Origin of the sequence: Domibacillus sp. A3M-37 (assembly GCF_024213455.1) — a bacterium.
GTDB classification, from domain to species: Bacteria; Bacillota; Bacilli; order Bacillales; family Domibacillaceae; genus Domibacillus; species Domibacillus tundrae.
Genome location: NZ_JANAVL010000003.1, coordinates 94,258 through 110,589 on the forward strand (window position 1 = coordinate 94,258; position 16,332 = coordinate 110,589).

Here is a 16,332-nt window from a genome sequence, read left to right on the forward strand (position 1 = left end):
TGGAAGCATTTACATAGATAAAAGCTATATTTAGAATAAAAAACAACCATTTTACTTCCTTTTCGAACGGGCGTACACTGACGGTATGGAAGGAATGATCCAATATGACTGTCTTAAAAGAAGCAATTAAAACACGTGAAAGCCGCATTGTTCACACCGATCAAGTGTTAGCATGCGATTTAAATAATTATCAAACCTTATTCGGCGGCGTGCTGATGAAAAAAATTGACAGCGTCGCTTGTCTTTCTGCAAGACGCCATTCTCGCGTAAAGCAATGTGTAACAGCCTCAACAGACTCGATCGACTTTTTAGATGCCATTCGTGAAACCGACTCAGTTTGTGTTGAATCGTTCGTGTCTTTTACGGGACGGACATCGATGGAAATTTTCTGCAAGGTCATTGCTGAAGATATTGCAACTGGAAACCGCCGGATTGCCGCTACAGCCTTTTTAACATTTGTTGCATTGGATGAAAATAAAAAGCCGGTAGAAGTGCCAGGGGTAATTCCAGAAACAGAGGAAGAGAAGTTTTTGTTTGAAACAGCGAAAGACCGGGCGGAAGTGCGTAAGCATCGCAGAACAAAAAGCAAAGAGCTTGCGGAATACATGACACTCAAAAAACCATGGGACAGATAAAGGAGGAAACAGAATGATTGCTACATTGTGCAGCATTGATGAGTTAAAAGAAGCGAAAAAAGCCATCGATCAATTGCAGGATTCTTATCCTCATTTGTTCGACAAAATGGTGCATATCGCGGGTTTAACACGGGCATTACAGTTGAAATATCAGTATATGGGCTGCTTGATTATGGATGAAGATTCGGCAGACTGCCTGCCGAATATCCCGTACAGCTCTGTGCTTCGTCTTTACAAAAAAGAAGTGCAAACGTTAAAAAATGACGAGCATATCGCCATGTTAAAGCAGCTTTTTACCTCGTTCAAAGAAACAGGCTATGCAAAAATCAGCTTGCTTGCCCTTGGCCGGTCTCCTGAATCGCTCGTTGGCGCATCAAGCGTAAAATAACACAAACCAGGAATGTCCGCTAAGCGGCGTTCCTGGTTTTTTATTGTTTTTAGCAACCGGAGGAGTTGACGTTTTATGAATAAAGCGTACGATAAAAGTGAAAGTGCAGTATTCACCTAAGACTCTCATCATTGTTGTTTCATTATGAGGAGGAGAAATTTTGGCAAAATTGCAGGGAAAAACAGCTGTTATTACAGGTGGAGCGAATGGAATCGGCAAGAAGACAGCGGAGCTTTTTTTAAAGGAAGGCGCAAATGTTGTGCTCGTCGACTTATTTGATGATGCATTAGATGAAGCCGCTGGTGCACTTGAGCAATTTGGATCCATTATTGCTGTCCAAGCGGATGTCTCGAAAGAAGAAGATGTAAAAAAATATGTTGAAAAAGCAGTCAGTAAATTTGGCCGGATCGATGTCTTTTTTAACAATGCGGACATTGAAGGCAAAGTAGCGCCTCTTGTAGAACAGGATGTGGAAGACTTCGACAAAGTCCAAGCCGTTAATGTACGCGGTGTCTTTTTAGGTTTAAAGCACGTCATCCCAGTTATGACAGAACAACAGAGCGGCAGCATCATTAACACGTCATCTGTAGCCGGTTTTATTGGCAGCTCCGGCATCGCACCTTATGTAACCTCCAAACACGCGGTGATTGGGTTAACGAAAACGGCCGCGCTTGAAGCGGCAGCTGCGAACATACGAGTTAACTCGATTCATCCGTCACCGGTCAATACACAAATGATGCAGTCTCTTGAAGAAGGCATTAACCCGGGCCGCGGCGAGGAAGCAAAAGAAGCATTTGCGAAAACGATCCCGCTTGGCCGCTACGGTGAATCGGATGATACCGCCAAGCTTGTTTTGTTCCTTGCTTCAGACGACAGTGCTTTTATCACAGGCAGCCAATACCGTGTTGACGGCGGGATGGCAGCCCAATAAAACTCAAAAAGAACCTCTTTTTTCAGGAGAGGTTCTTTTTTTCTGCCAATTGATCAACGAGTTTTTCTGCTGCTTTCCGGTATATATTGCTCATATGAACGAGTGCCAAAATTTGTAGAACATCACCGAGTTCATCAGTATCTGCTGTCATTTCATTTATGCGCTCAGTGATATCCTTCTTCCCATGTTCCACATTATCAGCTGCTACTGTTAAAAATTCTTCATAAAATGAATCCAAATTAATATCGTCGATTTGCTCATTAATGTCTGTCAATGTCGTTTTAATATCATTAATAGACAGTGTTCCTTTCAGCTGATAAATGAGGCTGATCAAAAGCAAATGCTCTTTTGAGTATTTTTTTTGCTTAATCGGAAATAACAATTTTCCTTTTGCATAGTTATTAATCATTGTTTTCGTCAGCACTTTTTCTTCCGCATTTCGGGTTGAACTTTCAAATGTGTGTTCAAACAATTGAATAACTTGGTCCATGTATAAGTCAATATTTGGTATGTTATCCGGTGTCAGCTGGTTATCAAGATGAAGTTCTTTTAAAATGCCTGGCAATTTCCCCACATAAACACCTGCTTTTCACATAGTTATGTTCCTTTTATTATAGGGGAATATTGTTTACATGTAAAACTTGACTATATCAGGTTATGGACATATCATAATAAGTAGTTATAAAAACCACTTATCAACTTGGAGGTATTTACATGAATCAAATCATCCGAGAACCCATTAATGCTTTAACTCACTTGATCGGTGCCATTTTGTCTGTTGCAGCGCTTGTTGCCATGATTATCAAAGCTGGGTCTGCCGCTTCAGCAGCTTCCGTTACCGCTGTGTGCATTTTTGGTGTCAGCTTAATTCTTTTATACTCTGCTTCTACTCTTTACCATTCGGTCATAGCCCGTGATTCCGTTATTGCTTTTTTCAGACGGCTGGATCACTCGATGATTTTCGTCTTGATTGCAGGATCGTATACACCTTTTTGCTTAATCAGCTTGAATAATAAAACCGGATGGACACTTTTTATTATCGTATCACTCATAGCCTTGCTGGGCATTGCCTTTAAAATGGTTTGGTTTAACTGTCCGAGATGGCTGTCGACGGCTTTGTATATTTTTATGGGCTGGATGGCTGTTTTTGTTTTTTCACCGCTTGCGGGAAGTCTCGAAACTGGCGGACTCGTCTTGCTTGTTGCTGGTGGGGGTTTATATACAATCGGCGGTGTGATTTACGCGCTGAAGCCTTCTTGGATGCAAATAAAGCAAATGGGTTTTCACGAAATTTTCCACATTTTCATTTTACTTGGCAGCCTGTCTCACTTTTTAAGTGTCTTTTTGTACGTACTATAATAAAAAACAGATGCGGCTGTGATTGCCGCGTCTGTTTTATTGTCCAAGCTGTTCAATTTTCGTCCGAAGCTGCTGCAGTTCCTGTACCGTTTGCATCAATTCTGTGTTTTCAAAAATAGCCGCTGGATCAAGCACGCCATTTTCTATTTTGGTCATCGCATCATTAACGCCGGATTCAAGCTGTGTGCTGTAATCAAGCAGCTTATCGTGCACGCCTTCTGCAATTACCGGCGCCTCCATCTGCTGAACTTCATCAATGTCCTGCTGCAAGCTTTCAAGCTGAGTTTGAACGTCTGGAATGATGTCCGGATTCGAAGCGGCATTTTCAAGCAAAGCGGGTATATCAGTGGCAAATTGCTGTGTTTCATTTAAAAATTCTGTCATATCAGTTGCATATGTCAACGTATTATTCGCTTCATCCAGCAAGCTGCATCCACTCAAAATAATGGCGGATAATCCAACTGCTGCGGTCCATTTTATGATCATGTCATTTCCTCCTATTCGTTCTATACTTTGTATACGAAAAACAGAGACAAATGGATTCATTTTTTCAGCGCAGCACCAATAACCATCTGAAACCAGCGCTCTTCATTTGGTGAATGGCATGGATAGGACAGTTCCTCATAGGAGGATCTCTTATTAAGAATACGCAGCATTGCCTGCAGCGCTTCGCTGTTTTGTTCGTTATGCAATACTGCTAGATAATTAGTACCTATTGTAGATCTGGATTGACCGCTTTCTAACCCAAACTTTTCCCATGCTTTGTTTACTACTGCGATCATGCCGTGTTTATCTACGATTACAATTTGATTGTGAAAAGAATCAATAATTGATTGGATCCCTTGATGTATGTTCATTCTGTCCTCATCACCTTTGTCGTTTCCTTCATTATTCCTATCTTTATCTTACTATCGAATCTCCAAAAAGAAGGTCCCTTAATTTCACAAGTAAAAAACTCCACGTGGCACATACGCCAGTGGAGCACTAAGAGTTATTCATGCATCTTGAGCCAATACAGCTGATCGGTCACTTCTTCTATTTGTTTATAGACTTCTTCATTGACCGCTGCGATAAAACAAGTGGATGGCCCTGCAGATTTTGTCATATCAAGTTCACAGTGTCCGCTTCTTCCAGTAAGCTGCATCAGTTCATAAGCGATCCCTTTAGAACCGACGGGGAGAACCGCATATACGCCATTCATATGAGCAATTTGCCGAAAAACAGAAAGTGGTGCGATGTCATTCGGATGCGCCATCACTTCAGAACCAACAAGCGGTTTTCCGATAATTCCGAATTTTGCCCGCCCCTGTTCAATTCGATCGGTATCACGGACGTGCCGGCCAATAACCACAACACCGGATGCTGACTGTTGCATGGTGAAATTCGACTCGGTGCTGCCGGTCAGCTCCAGCTCACAGCCAAGTTCAGCGGCCGCTTTCTGAATTCCTTTATACAACGATTTCCACGCCGCTTCACCTGAAAAATTTTGCAGCACCACCGCAAAAGGCTCCCCTCCAGCGGCTATACACTCCATTAACGCAACCCGGGCGGAAAAATAGCCGACCACTTCGTATGGTGCCTGAACAGCGTCTTGCTCTTTCTCTCCTATTGAGCCGCTATTATCCGCGGCAATGATCAGCCCGTTCGTCCGGATCACATCACGCATGCAGACGGCCATATCGTTTGGCAAACACTGGTGCAATACGGGGGATCAGAACATAAGCTGCAATTCCATTGAAAGCCGCCGCTATCGTAATCGCCGGCACAGCACTTATGTAAAACGGTATGCCCAGGAATAGAATAAACGGCGCGGGAGATACAAGTCCATTTAATAAAATGAAAAAAAGACTCGCACTCCATTTATTTCCTGCTGTATAAAGCTTTCCGAACAACCAAATAACCCCGGCCATTTCAATCGCGACAATGATATGCAAAGGTCCCATCGGGAAACCGCCCATTAACGCAGAAACAAGGTGGCCAAATGCGCCGGTCAGCGCACCTGCTGCCGGTCCTAATAAAACCGCAGCCACAAGTGCTGGAAACGAATCAAGCGCTACACTTGAGATAGGCGCTGGCACCTTGATCATGCCTCCTATAACCGATAACGCAACAAACAGCGCTAGCCAGCTTATTTTTCTTACATTCATTGGCTGTCCTCTTTCCGTTTGCCACCGCGAAACACGTTCGCGCTGCGTACATATTCAACATCCTTTACACCTTCACGGAAGTTAGCAACGCGGGCAATTGCGAAGAAATAATCGGACAAGCGGTTTAAATATTTTAATGTGAGCGGATGAACTTCTTCCCCTGTCCGCATTAACGCAACGACAAGACGCTCAGCCCGGCGCGCAACTGTCCGTGCAAGGTGAATATGAGCTGACCCTTTTGAACCGCCCGGCAAAATAAACCGTTCAAGCTCCGGCGCTTCCTGAATGTATACATCAATTTTCGTTTCCATTTCATCAATCGATTCCTGCTGCAGCTTAAATCCGCGCTTGCCATTAATCGTGGCAAGGTCGCCGCCACAGTCGAATAATTCGTGCTGAATCGTCTCTAAATCGGACAAAACATCTCCAAATTTCGCCGGATTAAGCTCTGTAATCGCCATCCCAACGACCGAATTTAGTTCATCCACTGTTCCGTATGCTTCCACGCGAATATCGTCTTTTCCCACGCGTCCGCCAATAATGCTCGTTTCACCTTTGTCGCCTGTTCGTGTATATAGTCTCATTTTTTCTCCTCCTTTATCGTTTCTGAAACCCCATACCAAATCGTATCCACACGTTCTGCCGCTTCGGCTGCATCTTGAAAACACCAGCCGGCCGCATCGCGGAAATGCCGGTCAAAGGCATTCATTGGCACAATGCCTTTCATCATATCTGTGCCGATCATAACGATTGTTCGGTCTTCTGCCTGCCACTGGGCTAATTTCTTTTTAAATAATAATCGGGCGCCAGCCGGTGTCTCCGCTTTTTCGAGCAGCGTCCGGACATATCGTTCAATTCCTTCGAGCACAACGACCTTCTCCGTGAAATCTGGGACCTCTTTTTCATTATAAAACGAATGCCATTGATGCGGCGTGTGATCCAGCCCGTAAAAGTGTGTTACCCATTTTTTTTTGCCATTGAAGGCACCGCCTGTAACGAAGTGCATCGTTCTCCCCTCCTTAGTGCTGAAAGACTACCGGACAGCTCATACCCATGCCCATTTTCCGACGACCAATCCCCAAACGATTTTGCTTCCGGTGCCCATACCGATAACAGATGACGGATAACACCGCCATGCGTGACAATAGCAGCCCGGCGTATATTTTGATCCGCCATCGTTTTTAAGACATCTCGAAATCCCTCTTCTACCCGTTTCGCAAAAGACGCATAGGAATCGCCGCCGGGTACTTGAAGAGAATAATCGTGAAGCCAAGCGATATATTCCGGCAACTGTTCAAGTTCCGCGTGGGCTTTCTTTTCCCATTCCCCGAAATGAAACTCACGTAACTTTTCGGACTTTGTATGAGTTTGCGGCCAAAAAACATTTGCTGTCTGTACACATCTTGTTAAATCACTCGCCACAATCCAATCGTAGTCTGGAACCGACAGCTGCCTGAGCGCCGCAATCCCTTCTCCATTGACCGACACATCTGTCCAGCCGCAAAACTGCCGATTTTGGTTTGCATCGGTCAGCCCGTGGCGAAAGAGACCGACAGCCACACAATCATCCATAGTAAAAGCTCCGCCCCTTCATGCGCCGCACCGAGCAGGTCACCCGTTGTGCCGCCAAATTCTTTTTGCATCCCCTGTTTAACAAACACAAAATACATCCATGAAGCGCCGGCCATGATCCAAAATAACGGCTGCCATATGTAAAAAAACGCAGCGATTATGAGAAAAAAGCTGTAAACATACGGCAATGTCCTCGAATGACCTTTTTGAAAAAAAGCAGAGAGCCCTTCCGTTTTAGCTGGCGGCACATATTGTAAAAACAGCCCGGTTAGTATTTGAGCAAAAAGCGGAATAAGGACGATGATGTCTGTGTACAAACTGCCCGCCTGCACGGTTTCATATATAAAAATAAATTTAGCGACCAGCAGAATAACGAGTGCTAATACCCCAAACGCGCCAGCCCGCGGATCATTTAAAATAGACAGGCGCTTTTCTTTATCCCGGTATGAAAAATGAGCGTCCGCCCAGTCTATCCAGCCATCCAAATGAAGGCCGCCCGTCAAAATAATTGGAAGCAGCCAGACAAGAAATGCAATCGATAGCGGTGAAAATGGACTCCATTCGATTAAGCCCCAAAAAACAGTGGCGTACAGCAGCCCTTTCACGATCCCAAGCAGTGGAAACAAATGCAGCACCGCTTTCAATTCCGCTTTGTCCATCGGCAATGTCCGGTGCAGCGGCAGAACGGTAAAAAACTGAATGATGATTCCAGCGGCGTATACGTATGACCTCATCGCTGTCTCTCCAAAACGGCTTCGAATACCGGCCAGTCCAGATGTTTTTCAACATGCGCTGCAATCGCGTCATACGTGCCATTTCGGTTTAACGCTGCCGGCAGGCGCTCTTCCAGCCCTTTTGTGCGGCGAATCCGGTTCAGCCAATCCGCTCGGAACAGATCATTGTAAAATAAATGATGTAAGTATGTTCCACAAATCCGGCCGTCATGGGAACGGTAGCCATCTCGATGATCGCCGTCCGTTAAAAAAGGCGTGCCATTCACGATTGTTTGACCGAAGTGTATTTCATAACCGGATAATGGAATGCCGGATGCCATCCCTTTCGTCCGAATAATCGTTTTGTTTTTTTCAAAAATCGTATCCGCCGGAATAAGCCCAAGTCCTTTCTCGATAGAACCAGCAATGCCAGTATCGCTTCCGTCAGGGTCGACAAGCATGTTTCCCATTAATTGAAAGCCGCCGCACAAGCCGATGACCGTGCCGCCATTTTCCGCGTATGTGCTTATTTTTTCAGCCAGCCCAGTTTGTTTTAAAAAATGCAAATCCGCCAATGTACTTTTCGTTCCCGGAATGATCACCGCGTCCGGCTGGCCAAATGCTTTTTCCGTCTGTATCCAGCGTACATTCACGTCTTCTTCAAACGCAAACGGCTCGATGTCACTGCCGTTCGACACGTACGGCAGCCGGATTACCGCCACGTCAAGATCGGCTTGGTCACGGCGCACATCACGAATCGAAAGAGAGTCTTCTCCTTCCAGCGCGTGTCCAGGCAAAAATGGGAGCACAGCGAGCACAGGAACGCCCGTATATTCTTCCAGCCACCGCTTGCCATCTTCAAAATGAGCCGGGTCGCCGTGGAATCGATTCACAATGATTCCTTTCACTCTTTTCCGTTCTACTTCCTCTAAAAGTGCAAGCGTCCCGACAACGGAGGCAAACAAGCCGCCCCGGTCAATATCCGCAATTAACAACACCGGTATATCCGCAAGCTCCGCCGTTTTCATATTGACCACTTCACGTTTTTTCAAATTCATTTCCACTGGGCTGCCGGCTCCTTCAATGACCAGTGTGTCACCGAGCTTCGCCGTTTCTTTCAGTCCGGTTTGAATGGCAGCAACTGCCCGCTCATAATAGGATTCTCTGTACGCCATACCAGACATAACCTCAAGACGCTCACCAAACAGGACAATTTCAGATGAACCGTTCCCTGATGGTTTTAACAGGATGGGATTCATAAACGGGCTCGCTTCCAGTCCCGCCGCTTCCGCCTGCAATCCCTGTGCCCGGCCAATTTCTTTTCCGTCCGCTGTAACATACGAATTATTCGAGACATTTTGCGGCTTAAACGGAACCGGCCGGTAGCCTTTTTGTAAAAGAAGGCGGCAAAGAGCGGTCGCCACAAAACTTTTCCCAGCATCGGACGATGTTCCTTGAATCATAATTCCCCGCATGAAATCACGCCTTTCTTTACGATTGGAAGACCATGCTCCACTAAAACCGCTGCGTCGCTTTCCTGCACGAGCCGCTGGTGGATCAGACCAAGTTTTTTCATATAATTGGCTGTTAACTCACTGGCTGGCATATCAAATGATAATTCATTTGATACAACGATCACAGCGTGTGCTTGTTTTGCGAGCGTTAAAATATCTTTTGTAATCCGCTCGTCTGCATCAAAAGCCGCCTTATCCTCGCGAAAGTATTCACCCGCTAAAAGGGTGGTCACGCAATCGATTAGCAGCGTATCGGAAGCTTCCACTCCAATCGCCGCTACATCGATTGATTTCTCAATTGTTGTCCAGCTGCAGCCAGATGCTGTCCGCCGCTGTTGGTGATGCCCAATACGCTCATCCATTTCCCGGTCCGTCCGAGATCCACATGCCACATACACAAGCCGGCCATTTGAATGCCGATAACGTATCGCCAGCTTTTCTGCCACACTGCTTTTTCCGCTCCTCACACCACCTGAAATAAAAATCATCATCGACTTTTCCACTCTTTCAATGCAGAAAGGAGCTGATTATTGTCCTGTTCTTTTTTTACTGCTGCTCGAAGCCATTGTCCATCCAATCCAGGAAAGTTTTCTGTGTGTCGCAGCACAATACCCTGTTTAAGCAAAAATTGAAGCAGCGGCTTTTGATTATCAAGAGCCGGATCTTTTAGCAGATAAAAATTAACAGCCGACGGAAGAACGACAAAACCGATCACCATTAGCTCTCTGATCATTCTCTCCCGCTCTTTATCAATACATTTTCGTGTCCGGACAGCATATTCTGTATCCGACGCAATTTTTTGGGCTACTTGCAGCGCGATGGCATTTACATTCCAATGCGGACGGTATGGCTTCAGTTTGGTGATGATCTCTTTTGAAGCCGCCACATAGCCGATACGCAGACCAGCGACCGCATACATTTTCGTCATCGAATGCAGTACCGCTAAATGAGCAAACGACTTTATTTCTGATGTGATTGACTCGTCACCAGCAAAATCATAAAAAGCTTCGTCAACGACAATGATTGCCCCAAAGCTGCTTGTTTTTTCGAGCAGCGTAATAAGCTCTTTCTTTTGAAATACTTGGCCAGTAGGATTGTTTGGCGTACAAATAAACAAAACCGCCGCTTCTTTTGCCCGCTCAACAAGTGCATTGATTGGCAGTGTCCAATTTTGCAAATCGACCGGCACATACTCAACCGGACACCCGTAAGCGCGGCACGCCTCTTCATATTCAGAAAAAGCCGGCGTAACAATGACCGCTTTTTGACCTGAGGCGTAACGGGCAATAAAATGAATGATTTCAGCCGCTCCGTTGCCAAGCAGAATGTTTTCAAATAAAAGAGCCAAACGCCCGGCAATCGCCTCCGCCGCAGTTTGGCCTGACGGATCTGGGTAGTCTCCCACCGTTTTAAAAAAAGAAGGCCACATGTCTTTCAGCCAGCCTGGCGGACCGTCTGGATTCGTATTCACACTAAAATCAATGACCGATGACGGCTTTACCACTCCAGAAGCTTTATATAAATGAGATGGATTGGCTCCATGCGATGGAAAATTCATAAACAATCACTCCTGCAAGGAACAGCAGCACAAACAAATATGTGGCCCGTTCCATTAGTTTAGCTGCTTCAATAATATGTTCAGCCCGGCGCGAATGGATAGGGTCACCCATTCGTGCCCGGTCCGATACAACACCTTTATATGTATTCAAACCGCCTAATTCAATTTTTAAAAGACCGGCCACTGCCGCTTCACACCATCCGCTGTTTGGAGACGGATGTTTTTTTGCATCACGGCGTACAATGCTCCAGGCGAAGCGGCGATCAGCTGCCGGCTTTTTCGCGGCTGCCATAAGCAGCAGCGCGGTCATCCGGGCGGGAACAAAATTGACGATGTCATCAAGCCGGGCCGATGCCTTGCCAAATTGGCTGTATTGTTCATTCCGGTAGCCCACCATTGAATCACACGTATTGACAGCACGGTACAAAAGTGCGGCTGGACCGCCGCCAATTACCGCCCAAAACAGCGGCGCGATGACTCCGTCTGATGTATTTTCCGCGACGGTTTCAACCGCGCCGCGGGTAATTTCGCTTTCGTCCAGCCGTTCAGTATCCCGTCCAACAATCCATGAAAGCTTTTTACGCGCTTCTTTTAGGTCACCCTCGATCAGCGGCTGGTACACATCCATGCCCGCTTCTTTTAAGCTTCTTGGCGCAATAGCAGCCCAGATCATGATCGCTTCTATCAACACGGCAAGAAGCGGATGAATACGGGATGCAATTAAAATAAGGCCAGCTGAACACGTGCCTGTGACGAGAAGCACCACACAAAGCATCGCCAGCCCTTTTTCAAACCGCCGGCGGCCTTTGTTCCACTTTTTATCGAGAAATGCGATCAAAGACCCGAACCATTTAACCGGATGCGGCCAATTCCTTGGATCTCCAATAAGCCGATCGAGAAAAAGTGCAGCGGTGATCGCCACAGCTTGCACAATCATAAAAGCGCCTTTCTGCGGGCCGTCTTTTGAAGTGATTCTGTAACGGATTCATAAACTGCCCGTCCGATCGCAATGCCGAGCGGTGTAATCGAACCGGCGAACTGCTGATACGCACCGCGCTGTGTGGCAGCAATCAACATGCTGTCAGTCGATGTGCCGGTTGCGATTGTGCCCGTTTCCGGATCTTGTACGCCCGCATCCGCGAGCGCTTTTACTTTCGCTTCTGTTGCGGTCATCAATCCTTGTACAAAAGCTTCTTCCGATAACTTTCCGTTCGCAAATACCCAAATGTTGATTGTTCCCGGTGTGAGATTCTCCTTCCAGCTGCTGCGGGGCTGTGTCACATCGACTGCGTTACCAACACCCGCTGTTGCCACAACAAACACCGACACATCTTCCTGCGCTTCTTTTCGCCAGGCAGCATCCTCTATCTTCACCGCAGTCATCATCCCGACCGTTTCATGCAAATCAAAACCGTTTTTCAAAAAATAAGCTGCAGCTTCTTCTTCAAAGTTATCCATATTGTAATTTTTATCGACATGACGGTTCACAAAAGCGCTCCGCCACCCCCAACCAGCACCAATGACCCCGGATGACAGGGATTTAAGCGGCACCGGCGGACGGATCGCGATATAATCGCTGTGACGCTCTATTAAATCCTCATTAATGTCGACTTCTGCCTGCAAAGACATTTCCGGCAGAAGGCTCATTTGTGGTTTTGGCACTTCCGGATGCGGCTGCTTTTGAACGTCTGTGTCGTATACGTCGTGGATATGCTGCTCAATCATAATATCAGCAGGCTGGCCGATCGTATGGATTTGGCCTTTATCCATCAATAAAAGCCGGTCGCAATATAATGAAGATAAATTCAGATCGTGAAAAATCGAAATAACCGTTAAGCCGTCTGCTGTCATTTTTTTCAGCAAATCAAGCAGCTCTTTTTGATACGATAAATCTAAATGGTTTGTTGGCTCATCCAATAATAAAATTTCCGGCTCCTGTGCCAGTGCCTGAGCTAAAAACACGCGCTGCCGCTCGCCGCCGGATAGGGCAGACAGCGGCTTTTCCGCAAATGAGGACGTACCCGTTTGATTCATCGCTTCCTGTACAGCCGTTTCATCTTTATCTGTCCATGATTTAAAAAAACCGGTTTGGTGCGCGTACCGACCAAGTGATACGGTTTCTTTCACGGTATACGCAAACTGGCTTGAGGTCATTTGCGGCAGAACCGCCACAACACGCGCCAGCTCTTTTGGTGTATAAGTGGAGATCTGCTTTTCTTTCACAAAAATCGTGCCGGATTCTTGTTTCGTTAACCCGCTGATCATATTCAGCAAAGTCGTTTTTCCGCTTCCGTTTGGACCGAGAATACCGAATAGTTCTCCCTGTTTAACAGAAAAGGATACGCCACGGACAATAAGTCCGCTTCCGTATCCTCCTGAAAGCTCGTTTACTTGCAGCATCACGCGACGCTCCCTTTTCGTTTTTTATTCAATAAAATAATCGCAAACACTGGTGCCCCAACTAATGACGTAATGACACCAATCGGAAGCTCTGTCGGTGAAATAATCGTACGCGCCGTTAAATCCGCCAAAATCAAAAAACCAGCGCCCGTAATCATCGACAACGGCAGCAGGTGCCTGTGATCCGGTCCGATCAAAAGACGAACAAAATGCGGGACGACAAGACCGACAAAACCGATCGTGCCGGACACCGCAACCGCCGCACCTGTTAACACGGAGCCTGCAATGAGCACCATCATTTTTTTTCGCTGGACATTCACGCCGAGATGCTTCGCTTTTTCTTCGCCAAAGGACATCGCGTTTAATTCCGGTGCCATATACAGGAGCATAAGTGCGCCAGCGATGAAAAATGGCGTCATTAGCTGTACATAAGGCCAGCCTCGCATTGAAACACTGCCAAGCAGCCAATTAATAATCTGCCGCAGCTCTTCCCCGGTGAGCGCGATCATCAATGAAATAAACGAACCGAGAAACGAACTGAAAATAATGCCTGTTAAAATAATCGTTTCAAGCTTCATCGACCGCTCAATGGTCTGGGCAAACAGCAGCACGCAAAAAATTGTTAAAATGGCTGCTGCCACACTGATAACCGGCAGCGTAAATCCGCCGAGAAATGGAATCGACACGTGAAAAAACAGCACAAGCACTGCGCCAACTGATGCCCCGGAGGAAACACCGAGTGTATACGGATCAGCCAGCGGATTGCGGAGAAGCCCTTGAAAAGCGGCTCCCGCAATTGCCAGTGACGCCCCGATCAATCCAGCCAGAACAACACGCGGAAAACGGATTTTCCAGACGATGTTGTCAATCGACGCATCAAGATCAAGACTCATGCCGAATAAGTGATGCGCTAAAATCGCGGCAATGTGGCTGAACGGAACGTGAATGGTTCCTACTGCTGTCCCGATAAAGCCAGCGGCAAACAGAAACACTAATGCAAAAGCGTATGCCGTTTTTTTATTGGGCAAAAACGTCCGGGTAGACCGCTTCCGCAATGGATTCAGCTCCTTCTACAAGACGCGGGCCAGTTCGGCTCGTAATATCCGCATTCACTTCAACAACTTCTTTATTTTTCACCGCATTAACATTTTCCCAGCCTTCACGCGTCAACACGCCGTCAACCGCATTTTCCACATAAGAACCGTAGTTCAGCAAAATCACATCCGGATTTTTTTCAATCACCGCTTCTTCAGTTACTTGTGGCCAGCCTTCCTGGTCTGCCATTGTATTTTCAACGTTTACAAGATCAAAAATTTCATTTAAGAATGTGCCATTTCCTGCTGTGTAAAGCGTTGGATCGACTTCAAAGAACACACTTTTCACGTCTTCATCTTTAATCGATGCTGCTTTTTCTTCAAGCGCCGCAAAACCGGCTTTCAATTCTTCTACTTCTGTTTCCGCTTCCGCTGTTGTACCTGTTGCTTCACCAATTAATTCAACCGACTTGTACATTTGATCAATGCTGTCAGCGTTGTTAATAATAAGAACATCGATGCCTGCATCGCGCAGCTGCTGAACACCTGTTTCTGCGGCGGCGCCGGCAGAATCATGTGCCAAGACCAAATCGGGCTCAAGGCTGATGATTTTTTCAACGTTAAATTCCATACCGCCCACTTTTTCTTTGTTCTGTACATCTTCCGGGTATGTATCGTTATCCGATACACCGACGATTTCTTCGCCAAGCCCTAATTCATATGCGATCTCTGTATTGCTCGGTGCAAGCGTCACAATACGCTTCGGGACCGCTTCAACCTCTACTTCCTGATCGTCTGCTCCCGTTACGGTTACCGGAAAAGCCGCTGTTTTTTCTGTTGCTGTTTCTTCCGTTGCGTTCTCTTCGTTTGTTGTTTCCGGTGCATCTGCTTCCTCTGACCCGCAGCCCGCAAGCAGCGCCGCCGATAATCCAAGCGTCATCCATGTTTTTTTCATATGTATTTCCTCCTTTTTTCGGAACATAAAAAAACACCTCTACAGGAGTAAAGGCGCGTGAAAGACAGGGAAATCCGGTCTGTCACACCACCTATCCGCGCAGGTTTTTGGTGCATTGTCCGGGCAGGTCTCCTGGCTCATGTTCATCGCAAACGACGCCTTCCCGCACGTAGCGTACAGTGGCAAGTCTGTCGTTTACTCCCATTTACAGTGGCGGGACCGCACTGGATTTTCACCAGCTTCCCTTTTAAGAAACCGCACACAGCGGCTTCACCCGGATCGTTCAATATGTATGTTTTCCGTCAGGGCTCATTATACACGAAAATAGAAAGAAAATGTTTTTTTAGAAAATTCAGTTTTTAAAAAGGGGTTAAAAGCAAGTTTATCGTATAGTATTAGTGGAAGGAAACTAATAAAGGAGGCGATTCAAGTGGAAGGTTTAACAGTCTTTTTGCTTTTTGCCATTATTGTTGTGATCGGCTTAATTTTCATTTACTTTATTCGCGGCTCTTTTAATTCTACTGATTCACATCGTATTGATAATGTACCAGATAATCATGACAGCTTTTTAAATCCACGTGACTCATCGCATGACGAAAAATTATAAAAAATGAGCACGCGGAGGCTCCGCGTGCTTTTTGTTAATTTATTTTTTCCACTGACAAGACAATCCCGTCTTCATCTGCATATACGTAATGACCTGGCACAAACTCCGCATCGCCAAAGGTAACCGGAATATTCGTTTCCCCTTCACCTTTTTTTATGCTTTTAAATGGATTGCTGCCGAGTGCCAGTACACCGATATTCTGCGCACCAAGTTCCGCTGTATCGCGCACGCAGCCGTTCACAATAATGCCGGCAAGTTTTCGTTCTTCCGCAATCGCGCCAAGCAAATCCCCGACAAGCGCACAATTTTCCGATCCGTCCCCGTCCACAACGAGCACATGCCCTTCCGGAATCGTTTGCAGCGCTTTTTTCACAAGCACATTGTCTTCAAACACCTTCACCGTTGAAATCGGACCGTCAAACTGTTTCTTTCCCCCATACGATTTCAGCTCCAATCGGACAAGCGTCAGCTTATCCGCGTGATCATCACACAAATCTGCTGTTTTAACCATTTTACATC

Annotated in this window: 22 protein-coding genes and 1 riboswitch; of the genes, 5 read left to right on the forward strand and 17 right to left on the reverse strand. The window is 46.3% G+C overall.

Annotated features, from left to right (window positions below; all coding sequences use genetic code 11):
* The first annotated feature begins 104 nt into the window (after positions 1-104).
* The 3 genes from NLX67_RS07315 to NLX67_RS07325 all read left to right on the forward strand — a co-directional run bounded on the left by NLX67_RS07315 (position 105) and on the right by NLX67_RS07325 (position 1,954).
* Complete coding sequence (locus tag NLX67_RS07315; protein WP_254310944.1) at positions 105-635, forward strand: acyl-CoA thioesterase; 531 nt, start codon at positions 105-107, stop codon at positions 633-635.
* Positions 636-648: 13 nt separating this feature from the next.
* Positions 649-1,023 carry a hypothetical protein gene (locus tag NLX67_RS07320; RefSeq protein WP_254310946.1) on the forward strand — a complete coding sequence of 125 codons (375 nt, stop codon included), beginning with the start codon at positions 649-651 and terminating at the stop codon, positions 1,021-1,023.
* A gap of 160 nt (positions 1,024-1,183) precedes the next feature.
* Entirely contained in the window at positions 1,184-1,954 is a 771-nt protein-coding gene (locus NLX67_RS07325; protein WP_254310952.1) for an SDR family NAD(P)-dependent oxidoreductase, read from the forward strand.
* A 22-nt stretch (positions 1,955-1,976) separates the two neighbouring features.
* Here the strand turns inward: NLX67_RS07325 and NLX67_RS07330 are convergent, their stop codons facing one another.
* Complete coding sequence (locus tag NLX67_RS07330) at positions 1,977-2,528, reverse strand: DUF1836 domain-containing protein (protein WP_254310954.1); 552 nt, start codon at positions 2,526-2,528, stop codon at positions 1,977-1,979.
* A gap of 140 nt (positions 2,529-2,668) precedes the next feature.
* Between NLX67_RS07330 and trhA the strand changes: the two genes are divergently transcribed.
* Positions 2,669-3,313, forward strand: a complete 645-nt coding sequence (gene trhA, locus NLX67_RS07335) for a PAQR family membrane homeostasis protein TrhA (RefSeq protein WP_254310960.1) — start codon at positions 2,669-2,671, stop codon at positions 3,311-3,313.
* 36 nt (positions 3,314-3,349) lie between these two features.
* Here the strand turns inward: trhA and NLX67_RS07340 are convergent, their stop codons facing one another.
* The 15 genes from NLX67_RS07340 to NLX67_RS07410 form a co-directional block, all read right to left on the reverse strand.
* The gene (locus NLX67_RS07340) at positions 3,350-3,799 is read right to left on the reverse strand and encodes a DUF6376 family protein (RefSeq protein ID WP_254310962.1); all 450 of its coding nucleotides are present in this window, start codon (positions 3,797-3,799) and stop codon (positions 3,350-3,352) included.
* Positions 3,800-3,855: 56 nt separating this feature from the next.
* Positions 3,856-4,170, reverse strand: a complete 315-nt coding sequence (locus NLX67_RS07345) for a PAS domain-containing protein (RefSeq protein WP_254310964.1) — start codon at positions 4,168-4,170, stop codon at positions 3,856-3,858.
* Between the two features lie 134 nt (positions 4,171-4,304).
* On the reverse strand, positions 4,305-4,979 hold the full coding sequence (locus tag NLX67_RS07350) for an AIR synthase related protein (protein WP_254310966.1): 675 nt from the start codon (positions 4,977-4,979) through the stop codon (positions 4,305-4,307).
* Positions 4,972-5,460, reverse strand: coding sequence for an ECF transporter S component (locus NLX67_RS07355; protein ID WP_254310968.1), 489 nt, complete (start codon positions 5,458-5,460; stop codon positions 4,972-4,974). The genes NLX67_RS07350 and NLX67_RS07355 overlap by 8 nt, the downstream gene beginning before the upstream one ends.
* Positions 5,457-6,044, reverse strand: a complete 588-nt coding sequence (locus NLX67_RS07360) for a cob(I)yrinic acid a,c-diamide adenosyltransferase (RefSeq protein ID WP_254310970.1) — start codon at positions 6,042-6,044, stop codon at positions 5,457-5,459. The genes NLX67_RS07355 and NLX67_RS07360 overlap by 4 nt, the downstream gene beginning before the upstream one ends.
* Positions 6,041-6,466 (reverse strand): bifunctional adenosylcobinamide kinase/adenosylcobinamide-phosphate guanylyltransferase, encoded by a 426-nt coding sequence (locus NLX67_RS07365; protein ID WP_254310971.1) that lies wholly within the window; start codon positions 6,464-6,466, stop codon positions 6,041-6,043. Before NLX67_RS07365 ends, NLX67_RS07360 begins: the two co-directional genes overlap by 4 nt.
* Positions 6,418-7,032: a histidine phosphatase family protein gene (locus NLX67_RS07370; protein ID WP_254310974.1), complete on the reverse strand. Its 615-nt coding sequence runs from the start codon at positions 7,030-7,032 to the stop codon at positions 6,418-6,420. The genes NLX67_RS07365 and NLX67_RS07370 overlap by 49 nt, the downstream gene beginning before the upstream one ends.
* Positions 6,990-7,766 carry an adenosylcobinamide-GDP ribazoletransferase gene (cobS, locus tag NLX67_RS07375; RefSeq protein WP_254310976.1) on the reverse strand — a complete coding sequence of 259 codons (777 nt, stop codon included), beginning with the start codon at positions 7,764-7,766 and terminating at the stop codon, positions 6,990-6,992. The genes NLX67_RS07370 and cobS overlap by 43 nt, the downstream gene beginning before the upstream one ends.
* On the reverse strand, positions 7,763-9,220 hold the full coding sequence (locus NLX67_RS07380; RefSeq protein ID WP_254310978.1) for a cobyric acid synthase: 1,458 nt from the start codon (positions 9,218-9,220) through the stop codon (positions 7,763-7,765). The genes cobS and NLX67_RS07380 overlap by 4 nt, the downstream gene beginning before the upstream one ends.
* Positions 9,205-9,750 carry a bifunctional adenosylcobinamide kinase/adenosylcobinamide-phosphate guanylyltransferase gene (locus NLX67_RS07385; RefSeq protein ID WP_254310980.1) on the reverse strand — a complete coding sequence of 182 codons (546 nt, stop codon included), beginning with the start codon at positions 9,748-9,750 and terminating at the stop codon, positions 9,205-9,207. Before NLX67_RS07385 ends, NLX67_RS07380 begins: the two co-directional genes overlap by 16 nt.
* Positions 9,747-10,817 (reverse strand): threonine-phosphate decarboxylase CobD, encoded by a 1,071-nt coding sequence (gene cobD / locus NLX67_RS07390; protein WP_254310982.1) that lies wholly within the window; start codon positions 10,815-10,817, stop codon positions 9,747-9,749. Before cobD ends, NLX67_RS07385 begins: the two co-directional genes overlap by 4 nt.
* Positions 10,774-11,754 carry an adenosylcobinamide-phosphate synthase CbiB gene (cbiB, locus tag NLX67_RS07395; protein WP_254310984.1) on the reverse strand — a complete coding sequence of 327 codons (981 nt, stop codon included), beginning with the start codon at positions 11,752-11,754 and terminating at the stop codon, positions 10,774-10,776. The genes cobD and cbiB overlap by 44 nt, the downstream gene beginning before the upstream one ends.
* Positions 11,751-13,217: an adenosylcobinamide amidohydrolase gene (locus NLX67_RS07400; RefSeq protein ID WP_254310986.1), complete on the reverse strand. Its 1,467-nt coding sequence runs from the start codon at positions 13,215-13,217 to the stop codon at positions 11,751-11,753. Before NLX67_RS07400 ends, cbiB begins: the two co-directional genes overlap by 4 nt.
* The gene (locus NLX67_RS07405; RefSeq protein WP_254310988.1) at positions 13,217-14,272 is read right to left on the reverse strand and encodes a FecCD family ABC transporter permease; all 1,056 of its coding nucleotides are present in this window, start codon (positions 14,270-14,272) and stop codon (positions 13,217-13,219) included. Before NLX67_RS07405 ends, NLX67_RS07400 begins: the two co-directional genes overlap by 1 nt.
* Positions 14,235-15,206 carry an ABC transporter substrate-binding protein gene (locus NLX67_RS07410; protein WP_046179392.1) on the reverse strand — a complete coding sequence of 324 codons (972 nt, stop codon included), beginning with the start codon at positions 15,204-15,206 and terminating at the stop codon, positions 14,235-14,237. Before NLX67_RS07410 ends, NLX67_RS07405 begins: the two co-directional genes overlap by 38 nt.
* A gap of 105 nt (positions 15,207-15,311) precedes the next feature.
* Positions 15,312-15,499, reverse strand: a riboswitch (cobalamin riboswitch).
* A gap of 137 nt (positions 15,500-15,636) precedes the next feature.
* Between NLX67_RS07410 and NLX67_RS07415 the strand changes: the two genes are divergently transcribed.
* Complete coding sequence (locus NLX67_RS07415; RefSeq protein ID WP_254310990.1) at positions 15,637-15,813, forward strand: hypothetical protein; 177 nt, start codon at positions 15,637-15,639, stop codon at positions 15,811-15,813.
* 34 nt (positions 15,814-15,847) lie between these two features.
* Here the strand turns inward: NLX67_RS07415 and rraA are convergent, their stop codons facing one another.
* Entirely contained in the window at positions 15,848-16,324 is a 477-nt protein-coding gene (gene rraA / locus NLX67_RS07420) for a ribonuclease E activity regulator RraA (protein ID WP_254310991.1), read from the reverse strand.
* Positions 16,325-16,332 lie beyond the last annotated feature (8 nt).